The 16,715-nt window shown below is 50.1% G+C and carries 14 protein-coding genes; 4 read left to right on the top strand and 10 right to left on the bottom strand.

The window, feature by feature from the left end:
- Positions 1–40 precede the first annotated feature (40 nt).
- From ACSR9A_RS08350 to ACSR9A_RS08380, 7 genes are all read right to left on the bottom strand, one after another.
- Positions 41–2,437 carry a DUF5682 family protein gene (locus tag ACSR9A_RS08350; protein ID WP_473756634.1) on the bottom strand — a complete coding sequence of 799 codons (2,397 nt, stop codon included), beginning with the start codon at positions 2,435–2,437 and terminating at the stop codon, positions 41–43.
- Positions 2,425–3,525, bottom strand: a complete 1,101-nt coding sequence (locus ACSR9A_RS08355) for an ATP-binding protein (RefSeq protein WP_473756809.1) — start codon at positions 3,523–3,525, stop codon at positions 2,425–2,427. The genes ACSR9A_RS08350 and ACSR9A_RS08355 overlap by 13 nt, the downstream gene beginning before the upstream one ends.
- A 340-nt stretch (positions 3,526–3,865) precedes the next feature.
- Positions 3,866–5,332 carry a serine hydrolase domain-containing protein gene (locus ACSR9A_RS08360; protein WP_473756635.1) on the bottom strand — a complete coding sequence of 489 codons (1,467 nt, stop codon included), beginning with the start codon at positions 5,330–5,332 and terminating at the stop codon, positions 3,866–3,868.
- A gap of 229 nt (positions 5,333–5,561) precedes the next feature.
- Complete coding sequence (gene bcp, locus ACSR9A_RS08365) at positions 5,562–6,029, bottom strand: thioredoxin-dependent thiol peroxidase (RefSeq protein WP_473756637.1); 468 nt, start codon at positions 6,027–6,029, stop codon at positions 5,562–5,564.
- Between the two features lie 128 nt (positions 6,030–6,157).
- The gene (locus ACSR9A_RS08370; protein WP_473756638.1) at positions 6,158–6,949 is read right to left on the bottom strand and encodes an ABC transporter permease; all 792 of its coding nucleotides are present in this window, start codon (positions 6,947–6,949) and stop codon (positions 6,158–6,160) included.
- Positions 6,950–6,956: 7 nt separating this feature from the next.
- Positions 6,957–7,751, bottom strand: coding sequence for an ABC transporter permease (locus ACSR9A_RS08375; RefSeq protein WP_341281009.1), 795 nt, complete (start codon positions 7,749–7,751; stop codon positions 6,957–6,959).
- On the bottom strand, positions 7,748–8,794 hold the full coding sequence (locus ACSR9A_RS08380) for an ABC transporter ATP-binding protein (protein WP_473756639.1): 1,047 nt from the start codon (positions 8,792–8,794) through the stop codon (positions 7,748–7,750). The genes ACSR9A_RS08375 and ACSR9A_RS08380 overlap by 4 nt, the downstream gene beginning before the upstream one ends.
- A gap of 289 nt (positions 8,795–9,083) precedes the next feature.
- Here ACSR9A_RS08380 and ACSR9A_RS08385 point away from each other — a divergent pair, with 289 nt between their 5' ends.
- The 4 genes from ACSR9A_RS08385 (at position 9,084) to ACSR9A_RS08400 (ending at position 13,569) form a co-directional block, all read left to right on the top strand.
- Positions 9,084–10,145, top strand: coding sequence for an LCP family protein (locus ACSR9A_RS08385; protein ID WP_473756641.1), 1,062 nt, complete (start codon positions 9,084–9,086; stop codon positions 10,143–10,145).
- A 158-nt stretch (positions 10,146–10,303) separates the two neighbouring features.
- Positions 10,304–11,614, top strand: coding sequence for a glutamate-1-semialdehyde 2,1-aminomutase (locus ACSR9A_RS08390; protein WP_473756642.1), 1,311 nt, complete (start codon positions 10,304–10,306; stop codon positions 11,612–11,614).
- Between the two features lie 44 nt (positions 11,615–11,658).
- Positions 11,659–12,570: a type I pantothenate kinase gene (coaA, locus tag ACSR9A_RS08395; RefSeq protein WP_473756644.1), complete on the top strand. Its 912-nt coding sequence runs from the start codon at positions 11,659–11,661 to the stop codon at positions 12,568–12,570.
- Positions 12,571–12,666: 96 nt separating this feature from the next.
- Positions 12,667–13,569 carry an Rpn family recombination-promoting nuclease/putative transposase gene (locus ACSR9A_RS08400; RefSeq protein WP_473756646.1) on the top strand — a complete coding sequence of 301 codons (903 nt, stop codon included), beginning with the start codon at positions 12,667–12,669 and terminating at the stop codon, positions 13,567–13,569.
- A 176-nt stretch (positions 13,570–13,745) separates the two neighbouring features.
- Here ACSR9A_RS08400 and ACSR9A_RS08405 read toward each other — a convergent pair whose 3' ends face one another.
- From ACSR9A_RS08405 to uvsE, 3 genes are all read right to left on the bottom strand, one after another.
- Positions 13,746–14,600, bottom strand: a complete 855-nt coding sequence (locus ACSR9A_RS08405) for an inositol monophosphatase family protein (protein WP_473756648.1) — start codon at positions 14,598–14,600, stop codon at positions 13,746–13,748.
- Between the two features lie 106 nt (positions 14,601–14,706).
- Entirely contained in the window at positions 14,707–15,528 is an 822-nt protein-coding gene (locus ACSR9A_RS08410) for a sulfite exporter TauE/SafE family protein (RefSeq protein WP_473756650.1), read from the bottom strand.
- 120 nt (positions 15,529–15,648) lie between these two features.
- Positions 15,649–16,713: a UV DNA damage repair endonuclease UvsE gene (gene uvsE, locus ACSR9A_RS08415; protein ID WP_473756652.1), complete on the bottom strand. Its 1,065-nt coding sequence runs from the start codon at positions 16,711–16,713 to the stop codon at positions 15,649–15,651.
- Positions 16,714–16,715: the final 2 nt, after the last annotated feature.

The following is a 16,715-nucleotide window of genomic DNA, read 5'->3' on the forward strand; positions in this document are numbered from 1 at the left end:
CCATGCTCATGCTTGTGTTCACTTTGTTCATCCTGCCGGTTCATATTAGCTTCCATGCGGCAAACTCCTTCCGAATGGCTTCATCCAGCGCCTTGGCCTGTATAAGCGTCTGCTCATCGATAGGCGGACGCTCCAGCTCTCCCGGCTCTGCTTGATGCAGTGTAGCGACTCGCTCTGCAATCAAGGATGTCTCCATTGGCGTAAAATAGGTGAACGCGAGCCGCAGCTCCGGCACCATCGCAATAAAATCATCAGGAGGAAGCTCTTCGATTAAATAATTCAATTCGCCGAGCAGTTGATCATCATATAAAAAAGCATCACGCGCGATTGCAAACATCCCTTGCAAATATTTCGCCGTCTGCTTGGCCTGATCAGGCGTTCCGCGAACGTAGCTTCTTGCACGCTCAACCATCTCTTCACGCGTTCTGTCTCCAAGCCCTGCTAATATAGCGATCACCACGCCCTCCAGTTGCGGGGACAGCTTCCGGTCCGACAACAGCTCGCTCAAATGTCCTCTGAATGTAGCATTCTGAAAATGCGCTTCAGACGACTCCGCCAGCATAGCCAGCAGCTTAAGCCCTTGTATAATCGCAGGATGCTCATCCGAATGGATGGCTGCAAGCCCCAGCAGCTTATCTACCGCGTTGTTATAAGCCTCTGCTACGAGCAGCGGCAGCTGTTCGTCTGCTGCAAGTCCCAGCAGTCTGCCATGCTGGCGCAAACGATTTAATACCGTAAGCGTTTGGCACAACGACAGAAAATTACCGTCTTTGCGCAAAGCGGCCTGCACCTGTTCATATAATCGCCTCGCTGTATCCTGCAAGCCCATAAGTAGAGCCTGCAGCAGCGCATTCGCGATTTCGCCGCTATGATGATCGGGAAGCTCCTGTATCCGTTCCCCGATTTTGCGTGCTGCCGCCTCCTTGATCGTTCCTCCATAAAGCGAGTTTTCGATTAATCTCGCCTCAATGCGGGATGAATACGCGTAGACCCAAGTTTCACGAACGAGATTCATATGCCGATAGGCAACCCAATCCGGCCCAGACTCCCGGACTGCAAAATCCGGAACGAGGAAGCTCGCGCATTGCAGCAATTGGCTAAGCAGACGATGCTCTGCCTTGGCGTACAAATCAAGCACCTTCTTGTGCTTGCCGGTCGTCTTAATGTGAAGCCCTGACGCGGAGCAGCGATTTTTAAAATCCTCCACTATCGGCACCCTAAACGAATTGGGAGCCACGATGCCGATTTTGTCCCCAGTCAGAAGCAAGCCCAGCTCTTCAAGCGGCTTGTCCATTGCCAGCGTCCGCTCCCCTTTCACGAAGGAGGAGAGCGCGGCATCCAGAAGCTCGTATACTCCGCCTTCTCGTTTGCCACGTAGCACGGCGAGCCCTTGGATCATGCTGTACGCCTCAATAGCGTCACTCGTCGATACCTCTTCATGACCTTTGCGAAGCTTGCGCATCAGCTCGGATAACAAGGCGAGCGCTGTTTGGTTATATGGCTCTGCTTTATTGTGCAGGAGCTTATTCCAAATAAGCTCATAATAGTTCACATAAGGCATCCCGCTCGCATATCCATTCAAGCGGTCCGCTTCTTCGAACGTATAGACCATCGGATACAGCTGCTGATGAATAGCTTCGCCGCTGTTAAGCTGCTGATCCTTCTGCTGCACCTTGAGCGCTGGCCCGTCTGATTGAGGAGCTTCAAGCAGGCCGTACGTGTGAAATCCGCCTGTAATGACAAGGACACGATCATGCTCAGACGCAGCCTGCTTAATACGTTCTTTCATATAGGCCTCTCTCGCCAAATCGCCAGAAACGCGAAGCTGTTCCTTCGAATAGCACATGCGGGATAATGCACAGTAAGTAAAAACATTTAGCATAAAAGCTTCTGTCGTTGCTGCTTGTCCTTCGATTTCGAACAGCTTTTCCCACAGCTCATCAAAGCTGCGGCAGTTCATTTTACGGCATAAACGATTAATAAAATCGGAGCCGGCTAGCAGCGTTTCATCCTGTATGGACTTCTCCTGCTTCTCGGCTTCCGCTCTAGCTTCGTGACTGTAGTCCAGATCGATAAAAGCCGCCGGTATGCCGAGACGTGCCGCTTCCTTCATGCCCACATACTCCGGGGAGTAGCTCAGAAGCGGATAATAGCAAGCCGATCTTCCGCCTTGCTCGTCCTCATAAGTACAATACAGACTGACGGGCGTCTCCGTCGCCTCATCCGCAAGCACCGGAATGAGCGGAGTTCCGCTCGCTGGCCCTTCGATCAAAATAATACTAGGCCTATATTGCTTAATCACCTTAAGCAGATGAAAGGAACAAGCTGGACTATGATGGCGAATGGGAAAATAAACGGTGCCGCTGTTCAGATTAAATACCTGCTGATCAAATAGGGACGGCAGATTCTTATCAGCCTCGCCCGTTAACCAATCCATTTTCTTTCCTCATAGTAGTCCTTCCATATCACATCTTCCTTGGAGCGTTCTTTGACGACCTTGGAGAAGTAGGTTTTCAGGATGGACAAATCCTTCTCATTTTCCTTGGCAATCGTTCCGAGCATATTTTGCACGAGCCGATCAAGCGAAATCGATTTATTTTCATAATAATAGGAGGTCATCGCGCTTTGAACATAGACAGAAACCGCTTCTGCTGTGCTCATGGAGGCTGCGGGGATGTCGATTTTGTAGCCTTCGCGCGTAATGCCGGAGCGCAGCTCCATAAATGTCGTCGCCAGCAGCTCGACTACATTCAGGTCAATTTCGGCGTCAACGCCGCTATGCATAAGCAGGCTGCGGGCCCCATTTTCAATAATTTTCGCTTCCATCTTCATGCTGCTGACAGGCTTGATCGTCTCGAAGTTGAATCGGCGCTTCAAGGCACCGCTCATTTCGTTGACGCCTTTGTCGCGAATATTCGCCGTTGCAATGACGTTGAAGCCGGGCTTTGCAAACAATACGCCGCCGTCCAGCTCAGGGATATTCATCACCTTGTCGCTCAAAATGCTAATCAGGCTGTCCTGCGCTTCCGCTGGGCAGCGGGTAATCTCTTCAAAGCGGGTCATAATGCCCTGCTTCATTCCGTTATATAAAGGTGCTGGCACAAGCGCAGCCTCGGATGGGCCTTTGTCCAGCAGCATCGCGTAATTCCAAGAGTATTTGATCATATCCTCCGTCGTCCCGGCTGTTCCCTGAATCGTATTCAGGCTCGTCCCCGATATGGCCGCTGACAACAGCTCGCTGAGCATCGTCTTCGCTGTACCCGGATCTCCAACGAGCATCAGCCCCCGATTGCCTGCCAAGGTGACAACAGCTCGTTCGATCAGCACATCGTTTCCATAAAATTTGCGGGTAATCGCGACTTCTTTGCCGTCCACGATAGCAGGTTTATCTCTGCCAATTATAAAGTCGCGCACATAGGCTGGAGACAGCAGCCACTCGGGCGGACGTTTTCCAGTATCCTCTTCACGCAGCGCCCGCAGCTCTGCTTCAAATAGCATCTCAGCTGGCGGCTTAATCATATCCATCATTGTGGTCTCCCTTTCGCAAAAACAGATCATATGTTCTTATTTTCTTGTATAATACCATAGCACACGCCGTTCTTTCAAAATATTGGACAAAAATGGTTGTTTTGAACCATTCAATTAGCACCATCGGGCTAGGTTTTTCGCTATGAAATAGTTAACATCATTGAGAGTTAGTTTGGGATTATATGTATTCATACTCGAGGGATTTAGCCTATCTTTTCATTTTATGCCTAGGGGAAATTAGCGCGTTTTCAAAATTTTCACGACTCAATGAATTTGGATGGCCGTCCTCGCTAAGCAGACAATGCTACAGCAAGCAGCGACCATCCAAATATTCAAATTATTGTTCAGAAGCCAGTTTATGCACCTGCTGCAGCAGCTTTGTCATATCCATGCCCGCATGATTGCCGAGCAAAATAACCGTCATTCCGCTATCCAAATTACGCAGCATGCCCGTCGCATAGCCGCTGCCGCTGCCATTATGGAAGACACCCTTCTCGCCGTTCAGGCTCAGCGCAATCCAGCCGTAGCCGTAATTTTTATCCGAATGCGGCGTATACATCGCTTCAAGCGACTGCTCGCTTACAACCTTGCCTGCCCGAAGCGCCGTATCCCATTTGAGCAAATCATCGACGGTCGAATAAAGCGTTCCCGTACCCGACTGCGACACATAATAAGGAGCTGCGGCCCACTCCTTATTTTTTTGCAAAATATAGCCCTGAATGGTCGGGGCTGCAGGCGTAGCCGTCCCTGAATTTTTCATGCCCAGCGGAGTGAGAAAATGCTTGCTTACATAGTCGGCATAGCTTTCGCCAGACAATTGCTCCAGTACATAAGCCAGCAGCACATAGCCGTTATTGCTATATAAATAAGTCGTGCCCGGCTCATATTTCAACTGCTTCGTCCGAAGCTCCGCAATCGTCTGCTCAATGGTGACGTCGCCGCTTCGCGTAAACTCGGATGGAAGCCCTGACGTATGCGAAAGCAGCATATGAATGGTTATGTCATCACCGCGCGGGATACCCGTCACGAATTTAGACACTTGATCGTTTAGGCTCAGCTTCCCTTGCTCGACCAATTGCATGATGGATGCCGCTGTAAATGATTTCGTTATGGAAGCGATGCGCGATTTCGCGTCTGGCCGATTCAATTTATTTGTTCCAGAAAAGCCATAGCCTTTGCGAAGCAGCACCTCGCCGTCTCTCGCTACAAGCGCCATGCCCGAGAAGGCTTCGCCCTTCAAATAGGCGTCAATAGCCGCATCCGCTTTGCCATACTTCGTTACTGCATCCGTCTGAATCCGGATCGTCAGCAGCTCTTTCGTCTGTGACAGCTGCAGCGATGCTTTGAGCGCATCGGTTACGGACCGCAGCGGAAGCATGAGCGTTCCTTTTATATTCAGGGAAGGAGCAGACATGTTCATAACCAGCCCGTCCACCGTTACTACCGACGTTTCCGCCCGATGAACGATGACGTCTCCGTTCACTTTAATCGTTGCCGTTTGCGTCTTCCCATCCCATTCGATATTGCCCGCAGCTGCCTTGCCTGCTTCACGAAGCGGCACGAATGTGGTGCCGTCCTTAATAAGCGGCTGCACGTTCCATGCCACCGCCTTGCCATTCACCTCGACTGCAATCGCCTTGCTGCTTGCTGGCTGCACCGTCTCTATCTTGCTGCTTGTTTGAGCCGCCGCTGCACCGCCAGCACCAGCAAACGCTGTTACGGCAGCGATTCCGATCAGAGCACTACGCGCCACTGTGTGCCGATTCAACCAACCTGCTATCTTCTTTCCTTTTATGCCTGTCATGCCATGCCAACTCCTTTTTCTCATTCGCCTACCCTTACACTTAAATCTTCACGTTAGCCAGTCCTGCAATCCGTTAAACAAACCTTCCTCTATTATAGACGCAGCAAATGGGAAAATGTAGCGGCGCCATGAATGAACAATGGCGCGCAAACAGGATAAAGCTCCTGCTGCGCGCCACTTACTCTAGCACTGCTATATGATTGTTATACATAATAATAAGCCGAATTTGTTAAATTTCTTTAAGAGCCTCTATCACCTGCTCCACATGCCCTTTCACCTTCACCTTGCGCCATTCGCGCGCAAGCTTGCCTTCAGCATCAATAAGGAAGGTCGAGCGTACGACGCCCATATACTCCTTGCCATACAGCTTCTTAAGCTGCCACACGCCGAACAGCTCGCACACCTCATGCTCCTCATCCGCGAGCAGCAGAAACGGCAGCTCCTTCTTCGCAATAAACTTCTCATGCGACTTCACGCTGTCAGGACTAATCCCAATGACAACCGCATCACGGTCAACCATCCCTGGATAAGCATCGCGGAAATCACAAGCCTGATCGGTACAGGTCGGCGTATTATCCTTCGGGTAAAAATAAAGCACAACCTTTTTGCCCAAGTAATCGCTCAGGCTCACCTGTGCACCATCCGATGCTGGAAGCTTAAAATCCGGCACCGCTTGTCCCACTTCTATCTTAGACATGTATTCAACCTCCGATTCCCATTTTTCTATGTATGTAAAACTTTAAACATTACCCCGTGTATTGAAAGCTGTTGGCTTACATTGAAACGGCGAGGAATAGTTCCTCGCCGCATTGAAACAACTATTCGTTACGAGCCTGCACCGCGATAACGCTTCACGCCATGGTTCCACAGCAGCAGACCGAGCGTGAAGAACACGAGGCCTACGATTGGGGTCAGCAGTGCGAGCTGCGACAGGTCATCCGCTTTCTTTTCGAGGAAATACGAAGCGGGAATGACGCCGACAAAAGCGAAAGGCAGCAGCCAGGTCAGCACGAAACGAATCATTTTATTGTAAATGTTAACCGGGTAACGCCCGTAGTTTTGAATATTGTACATAAGCGGCACAATGCCGGTCGGAGCATCCGAGTAGAAGGATATCGCCGACAAGGCCGTGTAAATACCCGCATACACCAGTACGGCTCCAATAACGAATACCGCCAGCAGCACAATGTCCATGACATGGAACGGCAATCCCAGCTCTCCCCAGCATACGAACATAATAATTGCGCCGACGACGGAGCCGATTAGGGAAGGCGGATCGACATTTTCGAGCAGCACCTGAAACAAATTATGTGCCGGACGCGTCAAAATCCGGTCCATTTCCCCTTTGACAATATACCGCTCGCTGAAATTCCAGATGCTGAAAAAGGTGCTGAAAATGCCATATGGAATCATAAAGAACCCATAGACGAACACAACCTCTGCCTCGGACCAGCCGCCCAGCGATGGGGTGTGGCGAAAAACAATTAAGATGAAGATCAGGTTCATGAACTGGAACATCATATCGGACAAAATCTCGATCCAAAAATCCATTCGGTAGGTCAGCCGCGTCTTCGCGTAGTTTTTAATATATTCCCAAAATAATTGTGCGTACAGCATGCCTGCCTTAACCTCCTTGCACGAACAGACGCTTGCGCGCCGCCCGCCATGTGAACCAGATTGGCACAAGCAGCACGACGAACCATACTACTTGCAGGCCAAACACGCCAGCAATTTCGCTGCCCGGCGTCCTGCCTGTGAAAACAGAGCTCGGCAAATACGTGATGGCCTGAAACGGCAGCCATTTCATAATGGCTGCGAGCCAGCCCGGAAAAAAAGCAATCGGCACGACGACGCCGGAAAATAAATCGACCATTACGCGTTTCATCCGCATCATGCCCTCGTTATTTTCAACGAAGAAGGCAAACAGCCCTGTTAAAATGTTGATTTGTGAATTAATGAGAAAGCTGAACAGCAGCATGACTAAATAAATCATCCAAGTCATGGGATCGGTCGGCAGCTTCACCGGAAAAATCAGGCAGACGATAATCATGCCCGGAATCATGAACAGCAGCAGGCGGAATAAGCCTTCGCCAAAGCCCTGCATCATTTTCACGAGCAAATAGGAATACGGTCTGGTCATTTGGGTAGCGACGCTGCCGTCCCGAATGTCATTCGCAATTTCACGGTCTAAATTGTTAAAATAAAACGCCCTCGCCATCCACGATACTGCGACATACGTCGTCATCTGGGCGACGGTAAAGCCCGCCAGCTCCTGCTGCTCGCCGAAAATCGCTTTCCACAAAAAATAATACGCCCCGATGTTAATCGCATAAATAACGATACCACTGTAATAATTAACGCGGTATGCCAGCATCGTAATAAAACGGATGCGAATAAAATCCAGATAAGCGCCCATCATGAGACCGTCGTCTCCTTAAGCGCTGCCTGCTGCTCTGATTCTGTGCTAGCCGAGCCGGAGCGGTAAATTTCACGAACGATTTCATCCGTATTCGTCTCCACAATTTTAATATCTTGAATGGCCGCACCGCCTACAACCTTGGACAGGGCGTCAGATACATTGATCGCATGCGGCAGCCACATCGTTGCCGTCAAATCATTGTCCATTTTCCAAGTTACATCTAACTCGCCAGTCAAGGCCTGAAGCGTCGACAGCTTCGTCTGCGTGCTGAACTCAAAGTGAATTTCGCGCCCCTTGCTCCAGCGATTTTTCAAGTCCTCCAGCCCGCCGTCATAGATAATGCGACCATCATCAAGCATAATGACACGTGAGCATAGTGCCTCGATATCCTGCAAATCATGGGTCGTGAGCAAAATCGTCGTTCCTTCCTCGCGGTTCAAATCCTTCAGAAATTCGCGAATTTCTGTTTTGACGATAATATCAAGACCAATCGTCGGCTCATCCAAAAATAAAATCGACGGATTATGCAGCAGCGAAGCGACAAGCTCGCAGCGCATCCGCTGGCCGAGGCTCAGCTTGCGGACAGGACGGTTGAGCAAATCTCCAAGCTCAAGACGCTCGATCAAATTGTTCAACCGCTTGCGAAAATCGGCCTCCGATACACGATACACTTTACGCAGCAATTGAAATGACTCAATAACCCCAATATCCCACCATAGCTGCGAACGCTGTCCGAAAACGACTCCGATTTCAGCGACAAACTTTTCGCGGTCCTTGTAGGGAACGTAACCGTTGACACGCAAATCGCCGGACGTTGGCACTAAAATGCCGGTGAGCATTTTAATGGTTGTCGATTTGCCTGCGCCATTTTCACCGATATAGCCACAGATTTCGCCTTGCGGGATTTGAAAAGAAATATCCTTTACGGCTGTAACCTCCGTATATTCGCGTTTGAACAGGTCTTTCAGCGCCCCGGACAGCCCTTCCCGGTTTTTTTGCACATTAAACTGCTTGCGCAGATCCTTAACATCTATTGCCAGCATTGGTTCGTCTAGCTCCTCTCCGTTAATACGGTCGACATTCCCCGGGAAATTATGCTAATCCCCCGTTTGCAAAAAGAGCGATGATTCACGGTCATCACACTTCATTATCCTATATTTTGATAAAACTTGCTTCCGTATGTCCTTCCGAATTATAATTTTACAATATGTAATCATACAGCAGATGGCAGGGCACGTAAATGCTATTAGAGAAACGTTTTACAATGGCAGTCAAGGGGAATGAATGGAAGACGGGGTACTGTGACATTTTGAAAGGGGCATTACTAGCATAATGGAAAATCGGCCGAAGAAAGCTAAGCTATCAAAAACGTGGAAATGGATTCTGACAATTGTCCTTATTCTGCTGGGAATCGGTATTGCTTATGCAGGTTACTGGATTTATGGCGTTTATAATGCTACGTCGGATTTCAATAAACCTAAAGAGGAATCAAGATTCTCCCATTTTGAGGACACGGGGCTCGAAGCACCTAAATGGGAAGGAACAGAGCGCGTCAACATTTTGCTGCTGGGCGGCGATGCTCGTGGCATGGATGAAGGTCAAATTCCGCGTTCGGACTCTATGCTCGTTCTTTCTATAGACCCAACTACGAAGAGAGCGCATCTGTTATCTATACTCCGCGATACCTATGTCAGTATCGAAGGGCATGGACGGGGACGTATTAATACAGCCATCACACTAGGCAAGCCTGAGCTGGCAATGAAGACGGTCAGCGACTTGCTGGGACTCAACATTCAGTATTATGTCTATACGGATTTTGAAGGCTTTAAATCTTTAATTGATACAATGGGCGGCATCACGATCGATGTCGAGAAGGATATGCGTTATACCGACAATGCCGACGGCAACCGTTACGATATCGATTTGAAAAAGGGCGTCCAGCTGCTGGATGGCGACAAAGCGCTGCAATATGTGCGCTTCCGCCATGATGCAATGAGCGATTTCACACGTACGGAGCGTCAGCGCAAATTTCTGCAGGCTCTTGCCAAGGAACTGCAATCGGGCTGGAATATTCTTAAAATGAAAGAAATATTGGAGAGCGTCTCTCCGTATATTGAAACGAATTTAACGACCACAGACATGCTCAAGCTCGGACAGCTTGGAGTTGACAGCCATGTCGCTGGAACCGCACAGGTTCCGCCGATGGATATGATTGCTGATGAAGAGGTTGGCGGCGCTTCGGTGCTTGGCGTACGCAATGAGGATGAGCTTAAGGCCTATGTGGACACGCTGCTGGAAAGCGACGATACGCTCGCTTCTCCTGAAGCATCACCTGGCGCTGACGGCGGAGATGCCAGCAGCAGTGCTGGAGCATCGGCCACTCCATCCCCATAAGATAATCTAGTAATGAGCTGTTTAGACAGCAGATTGAGATTGATGTTTGTCGTCCTCATTCCAAGTGGAATGAGGACGTTTTGATGTTACATATTTAGGCTGGCACTCTCGCCTTCCAGGCGGGATGCTGCACTATTTTTCAAGGGGGAATTATCGTTATGACGATTCAAAGACCACGTTCCGAGGCGCTATATGCCGAAGCGCTTGAGCATATTGTAGGCGGCGTCAACAGCCCTTCCCGTTCGTTCAAAGGTGTTGGCGGCGGTGCACCCGTATTTATGAAACGTGCCGAGGGCGCTTATTTCTGGGATGTCGACGACAATCGCTATATCGATTATTTGGCGGCGTACGGTCCCATTATTACGGGACATGCCCATCCGCATATTACCGAAGCGATTGTTCGAGCCGCGCAAAATGGCATTTTGTATGGTACGCCGACCGAGCTTGAGGTTCAATTGGCACGCATGCTGAAGGACGCGATTCCCTCTATGGATAAAGTGCGCTTCGTCAACTCCGGCACCGAAGCGGTGATGACGACCATTCGCGTCGCACGGGCGTTCACGAAGCGCAGCAAAATTATTAAATTCGCCGGCTGCTACCATGGACATTCAGATCTAGTGCTCGTAGCAGCAGGCTCAGGTCCCTCAACACTTGGCATACCGGACAGCGCTGGCGTACCGATTAGCATTGCCCAAGAGGTCATTACGGTGCCTTTCAACGACATTCCGGCCTTGAAGCAGGCGCTTGAACGCTTCGGCCACGAGACGGCAGCCGTTATGGTAGAGCCTATTGTTGGCAATTTCGGCATGGTAATGCCGCATGAAGGATATTTGGAGCAGCTTTGCGCTTTGACGCGTGAGGCAGGAGCGCTTGTCATTTATGACGAGGTCATTAGCGCATTCCGCTTCCATTACGGCTCCTCGCAAACGTTCGCTACCTTCCCTAATCAAGCTGCTATTGAGCCGGATCTTACGGCGCTTGGCAAAATCATCGGCGGCGGTCTGCCGATCGGCGCTTATGGCGGACGCCGCAGCATTATGGAGCAGGTCGCACCGCTCGGCCCTGCTTATCAGGCCGGAACGATGGCCGGCAACCCCGCCTCCATATCCGCAGGTATCGCCTGTCTAGAAGTATTGAAGACGCCTGGCATTTATGAGCGTATGGATCGGCTTGCTGGGCAGCTGGCAGGAGGATTGAAAGCGGCAGCAGATAAAAATGGCTTTGCGCTCACGATTAATCAAATTCGCGGATCATTTTCGGCCCATTTTTGCAATCATCCCGTTACGAATTACGATGAAGCGCAGGATACGGACGGCGAGCTGTTCGGTCGCTTCTTTAAGCTAATGCTCGATCAGGGCATTAATTTGGCACCTTCCAAATATGAAGCGTGGTTTCTGACCATCGCCCATACCGATGAAGATATTCATGCGACCATTGAAGCGGCGGAGCACGCTTTCAGCAAGCTTTAGGAGAGGTCAGCCCAATGCCTTCTGTAATAGAAAGGGACATGTTGATGAACCCATATATGGAATTTGACCGCGCCGCTTGGTCGGCACTCCGTGATCATACCCCTCTGCCACTCACGGAGGATGAACTGGGTGAACTGAAAGGCCTCAATGACCAAGTGTCGCTTGAGGAGGTTGAGGCGATTTATTTGCCGCTTACCCATCTGCTGAACCTGCATATCGAAGCTGCTGAGCGGCTAAGGCAGGCTTCAGCTGCTTTTCTGCATATGGAGGCACCTAAAGTACCGTTTGTACTGGGCATAGCCGGCAGTGTAGCCGTAGGCAAAAGCACGACAGCGCGGCTGCTGCAGCGGCTGCTTTCCATGCATGGGAGTGGCCGCAAGGTCGATCTCGTTACAACAGACGGCTTCCTCTACCCCAAAAGGGTACTGGAGGAACGCGGGCTGATGAAGCGTAAAGGGTTTCCTGAAAGCTATGCCGTCAAGACGCTGATGGATTTTATGGGACAAATTAAATCGGGCAATCCCCACGTGGAGGCGCCGCTCTATTCTCATCTGACCTATGACATTATTCCCGGGCAATATCAGCTTGTCGAACAGCCGGATGTGTTGATTGTCGAAGGGATTAACGTTTTGCAGGTCAGTAAAGAAGCGCACTCTTTTGTAAGCGATTTTTTCGACTTCTCGATTTTTGTCGATGCGCCAGAAACGTTCATCGAGCGCTGGTATGTCGAACGATTTTTGATGCTGCGGCATACTGCTTTTAAGAACAAGGACTCCTACTTCCACCGCTATGCCAGCCTTACGGATGAAGAAGCTGTCGAGACAGCAGCATCGATCTGGAAGGAAATCAATGGCGTCAATTTGTACGATAATATTTTGCCGACGAAACGGCGGGCTATGCTGATACTGCAAAAGGATGCCCAGCATCGTATTCAGCAAATTCAGTTGCGGAAATAGCATAAGCTTTTCATTGCAGCTATTTTTCTCATTCTTCCCAGTATGTTTAAGCATCCGGCAACGTGATATACTTATCATAAATGGAGTTGAATGCTAATGGCTGAGCTTCTTGATCCTCGTAATGATTTTTTGTTTAAACGAATATTCGGCAGTGAAGAAAATCGCGATGTTTTGCTGGCTTTCTTGAACCGGACATTTGCAGAGGCCGGAAAGCCGCCGCTTACCGAAATTATTCTGCTTAATCCTTATACGGACAAGGACTCTCCACGGGATAAGCAATCCATTTTAGATATACGTGCGAGGACAGCAGAAGGCGAACTGATTAATGTGGAAATGCAACTGTTTAATAAATATGATACAGAGAAGCGAACCATGTTTTATTGGAGTAAGCTGTATAGTGGACAATTGCAGGAAGGGCAATCCTACAAGTTGCTGAAAAAATGCGTAACCATTAATATATTGAATTATTCGTTTCTACCCAATGATCAATATCATAGTGTATTCCATCTGCGAGAAGAGCGTAGCGGCATCCCCCTCATTGACGATATCGAACTGCATTTCTTAGAGCTGCCAAAGCTGGATGATCGTGCAGTGCCCGTTGAACATGGCGGTCTAATCAATTGGCTGCTTTTTCTTAAGGGTACGCATAAATTCAATTGGGAGGTGCTTACAATGAACGAACCGGTATTAAAGAAGGCCATGACTACCTTAGAGTTTCTTAGCCAGGATGCTGAGGCTCGCAGATTATATGAAGACAGGCAGAAATTCCTTCATGATGAGGCATCTATGATTGAGGGAGCGCTTGCTGAAGGAGAGGCACGCGGAGAAGCACGCGGAGAGGCACGCGGAGAGGCACGCGGAGTCCTTCAAGGCGAGCAAAAAAAAGCGCTAGAAGTTGCCCAGAAGCTTTTAGCACTCGGCGTTGAGATTTCCATTATTGCTGCGGCTTCCGGTTTATCAGAAGCTGAAATTATTGCGCTTAAGAAGCAAGGGGAATAAGATCGATCGTACACTCGATGCACTTTGCCTGCGATCACGTACCCCACTTAAACCATTGGTACTGCATAGAGTACCATTATCATAGCAGCAAAGAAGCAGCCTACAGTAGGCTGCTTCTTTGCTGCTGCTCATTAATTTAACTGACGACTAATCAAGCACATCCACTCTATCCCCTGCTACTTTACTGCCTCGGCATCCGCCAATGCCTTCAAAAACGGCTCATGCATCAGCCCATTCGAAGCCGCTACATTTCGAACGCCGAGATGGTAGCCTTTGCCCTGCGTATCTGTGACGATGCCGCCCGATTCCTGTACAAGCAGCGAGCCTGCTGCCAAATCCCAGCTGTTCAGCCCGATTTCCCAGAAGCCTGTAAGGCGGCCTGCTGCCACATAAGCCATATGAAGCGCAGCCGAGCCTGACGAGCGAAGATTGCGTACCTGCGGCGCAAGCGCCTGAATGCCTTTCAAATTCAGCGGCAGCGCATAAAGATGATCTGCCGGGAAGCCCGTCGCGATCAAGCTGCTGCTGAGCGTTTCTTCCTTCGACACCTGCATCCGCTTGCCGGATACATAGGCGCCTTTCCCCTTCTCGGCAAGGAACAGCTCGTCCCTCATCGGGTCATATACAACCCCAACGATGACTTCACCTTTATAAGCAAGCGCAATCGATACGACGAAAAAAGGAAAACCATGAACGAAGTTCGTTGTTCCATCAATCGGATCGACAATCCATAAATATTCCGCCTCGCTCTTGTCGGCGAGTGCCTGAGCTGAAGCCTCAGGTCCAGGCTCGACCCCTTCTTCCCCCAAAAAAGAATGATGGGGAAAATGAGTCAGAACCAGCTTTTTAATAAGCTGCTCCGAGCCCTTATCTACTTCTGTTACTAAATCATGCGAAGAGAATTTTGTATCCAGTCTATTATAATTCCCCAGTTTCGTCTTGATCCATTCGCCCGCTTTGGCCGCGCAATTGATCGCAACCGCAGTGAAGCTTTTGCCGCTTACAACTGAAGGTTCACGCTGATCACTCACGGTGCATCACCCAACTCTCTTTTATAAGTTTAACTATTAACATTATCTATTATTACGCTCATAAATCAATATGCGTTCCTGTCTTTTTGCTAGAGTTCAAAAAAAGCTACAGCTGCCTAATGCCTTCATAGACCAGTTGGCAGGCCAGAACGAGCAGGGTAACCCGCAGCAGCCATAGCAGCCCATTACCGCTCATGCGGTTAGCAATATAAGCTCCTAGCTTCCCGCCAACCCATGCGCCCGGAATAAGGGCAAGTAAAATCCACCAGTTGATCTCCCCCAGCCATACATGCGTGGCACTGCCTAATATCGACGATAAAAAAATGACAAACATCGACGTAGCGGTTGCCGCATGCGGCGGAAAACGGAACAGCAGCACCATTAGCGGAACGAACAATGAGCCCCCGCCAATGCCAAACAATCCGGAAATGATGCCAACACCAAACCCAATAACAAGCATCGGCCAAATCGCATAGCCATACGTATGCTGCTCGCCAGCTGCATCCACCATCGTCCTCTGCACCGACCACTCCCGCGCAACCGGTTTCAAATAATTTCGTACGATCAATAAAGCAGATATAAGCAGCATAAAAATGCCGAAGGACAAATTAAATGCGGCGCCTTTCAAAAGCCCTGTCATAGCCGCTCCAAGCATGGCAGCCGGACCGCTTGTCGTGAACAGCAGCCAGGCGCTGCGATAATCGACGATTTTGCGCTTCGCGTAGGATAGCGTCGAGGCAAGCGCTGTTACAATGAGCATCGTAAGCGAGGTGCCAACCGCTGTGCCATGGTCGATTGGAGCGCCTATAAGTGAAGGCCCCAAATACATAAGGGCTGGCACTATAATAATACCACCGCCCAGACCGACAATGCTTCCGAACATCGCTGCTGCCATCCCTAATAATACGAGTGCAATCCATTCAAACACGCTGTCACCGCCTTCTGTTCAATCATGATGCGTTACATGTTCCCCTACACCGTCACTTTTCATTCCTAGTAGAAGAGCACCGTCAACGATAGCTGACGGTGCTGCATGCTTGTGTAAGGCCTATAACTCGGTTACTTCAATACTGCCGTCGTCCACGATCCGAACGCCTTCGCCCCTATCCGCCAACATGCGGAATTCATCCATGAGCGCCAGCAGCGCCTTATCCTTGAGCTTCGCTTCGAGCATGCAGTCAAGCTTCGGAGTCACCGCCGCAACCTTCCGCAAAAACAGCAGCAAATCGTCCGCATTCAAATAATCAGCATGACTGCGTGGATTCGGCCCATCCTTCGGGCTGGAAAAATGGATTTTCGGCGGCAGGCTAATTTCGTCCGTATCGTCCTTGCCAGCAGCCGCATTTGCCGCATCAGCCGCTTCGCTATTCAGCCGCTGCTCTTCAAGCCGCCACGTCTCGGCGATTTGCGGCCACAGACTGCTGCACAGCTTGTCCAAGGAAACGCCGCCATCATTCACCTGATGGTGATGCACGTCAAGCACCATCGGCACTTGCACAGCCTGAGCCGCCTCCAGCGTCTCGACTGCATTGAACGTCTTATCGTCGTTCTCCAGCGTGACGCGGTGTCGATAGCGCTCCGGGAGTGCCTGAAACTGCCGAATAAAGCGTGCTCCTGCGACCATCTTATCGCCATATGCACCGCCAATATGTATGTTGCACTTGACTGACTCCGGCAGTCCCATTATCTCCAGCATGCGGACATGATATTCCATGTCCCGTATAGAGCTTTCCAGCACCTCGGGCCGAGGCGTACTGAATACGCAAAAATGGTCAGGGTGAAACGAAACCCTCATCCGATTTTTTTGCACAAAATCACCAATTTCACGAAAAGCTTCACGCAGGGCCGGATAAGCATCCCAATCGGCTACACCCTGATGGGTTGCCAGCGGGATCAGCTTAGAGGAGAAACGATACATCTGAATATCGCTCGCCTTGGCATGCTTCAGCATCCGCAGTGTGCTGCGCAAATTATCCTCAGCAATCCGCTCAAGCTTGCGCAGAGCCGCTTCGCGGTCAGCAAGCTTCGTAAAATTTGCAAACGTCATCGTTCGCGAAGGCGAAGCGTTTTCCAGCAGCATGCTCATGGCTACGAACCCGAACCTAACCAGCATCT

The sequence above is a fragment of the Paenibacillus sp. R-74696 genome (assembly GCF_055814915.1).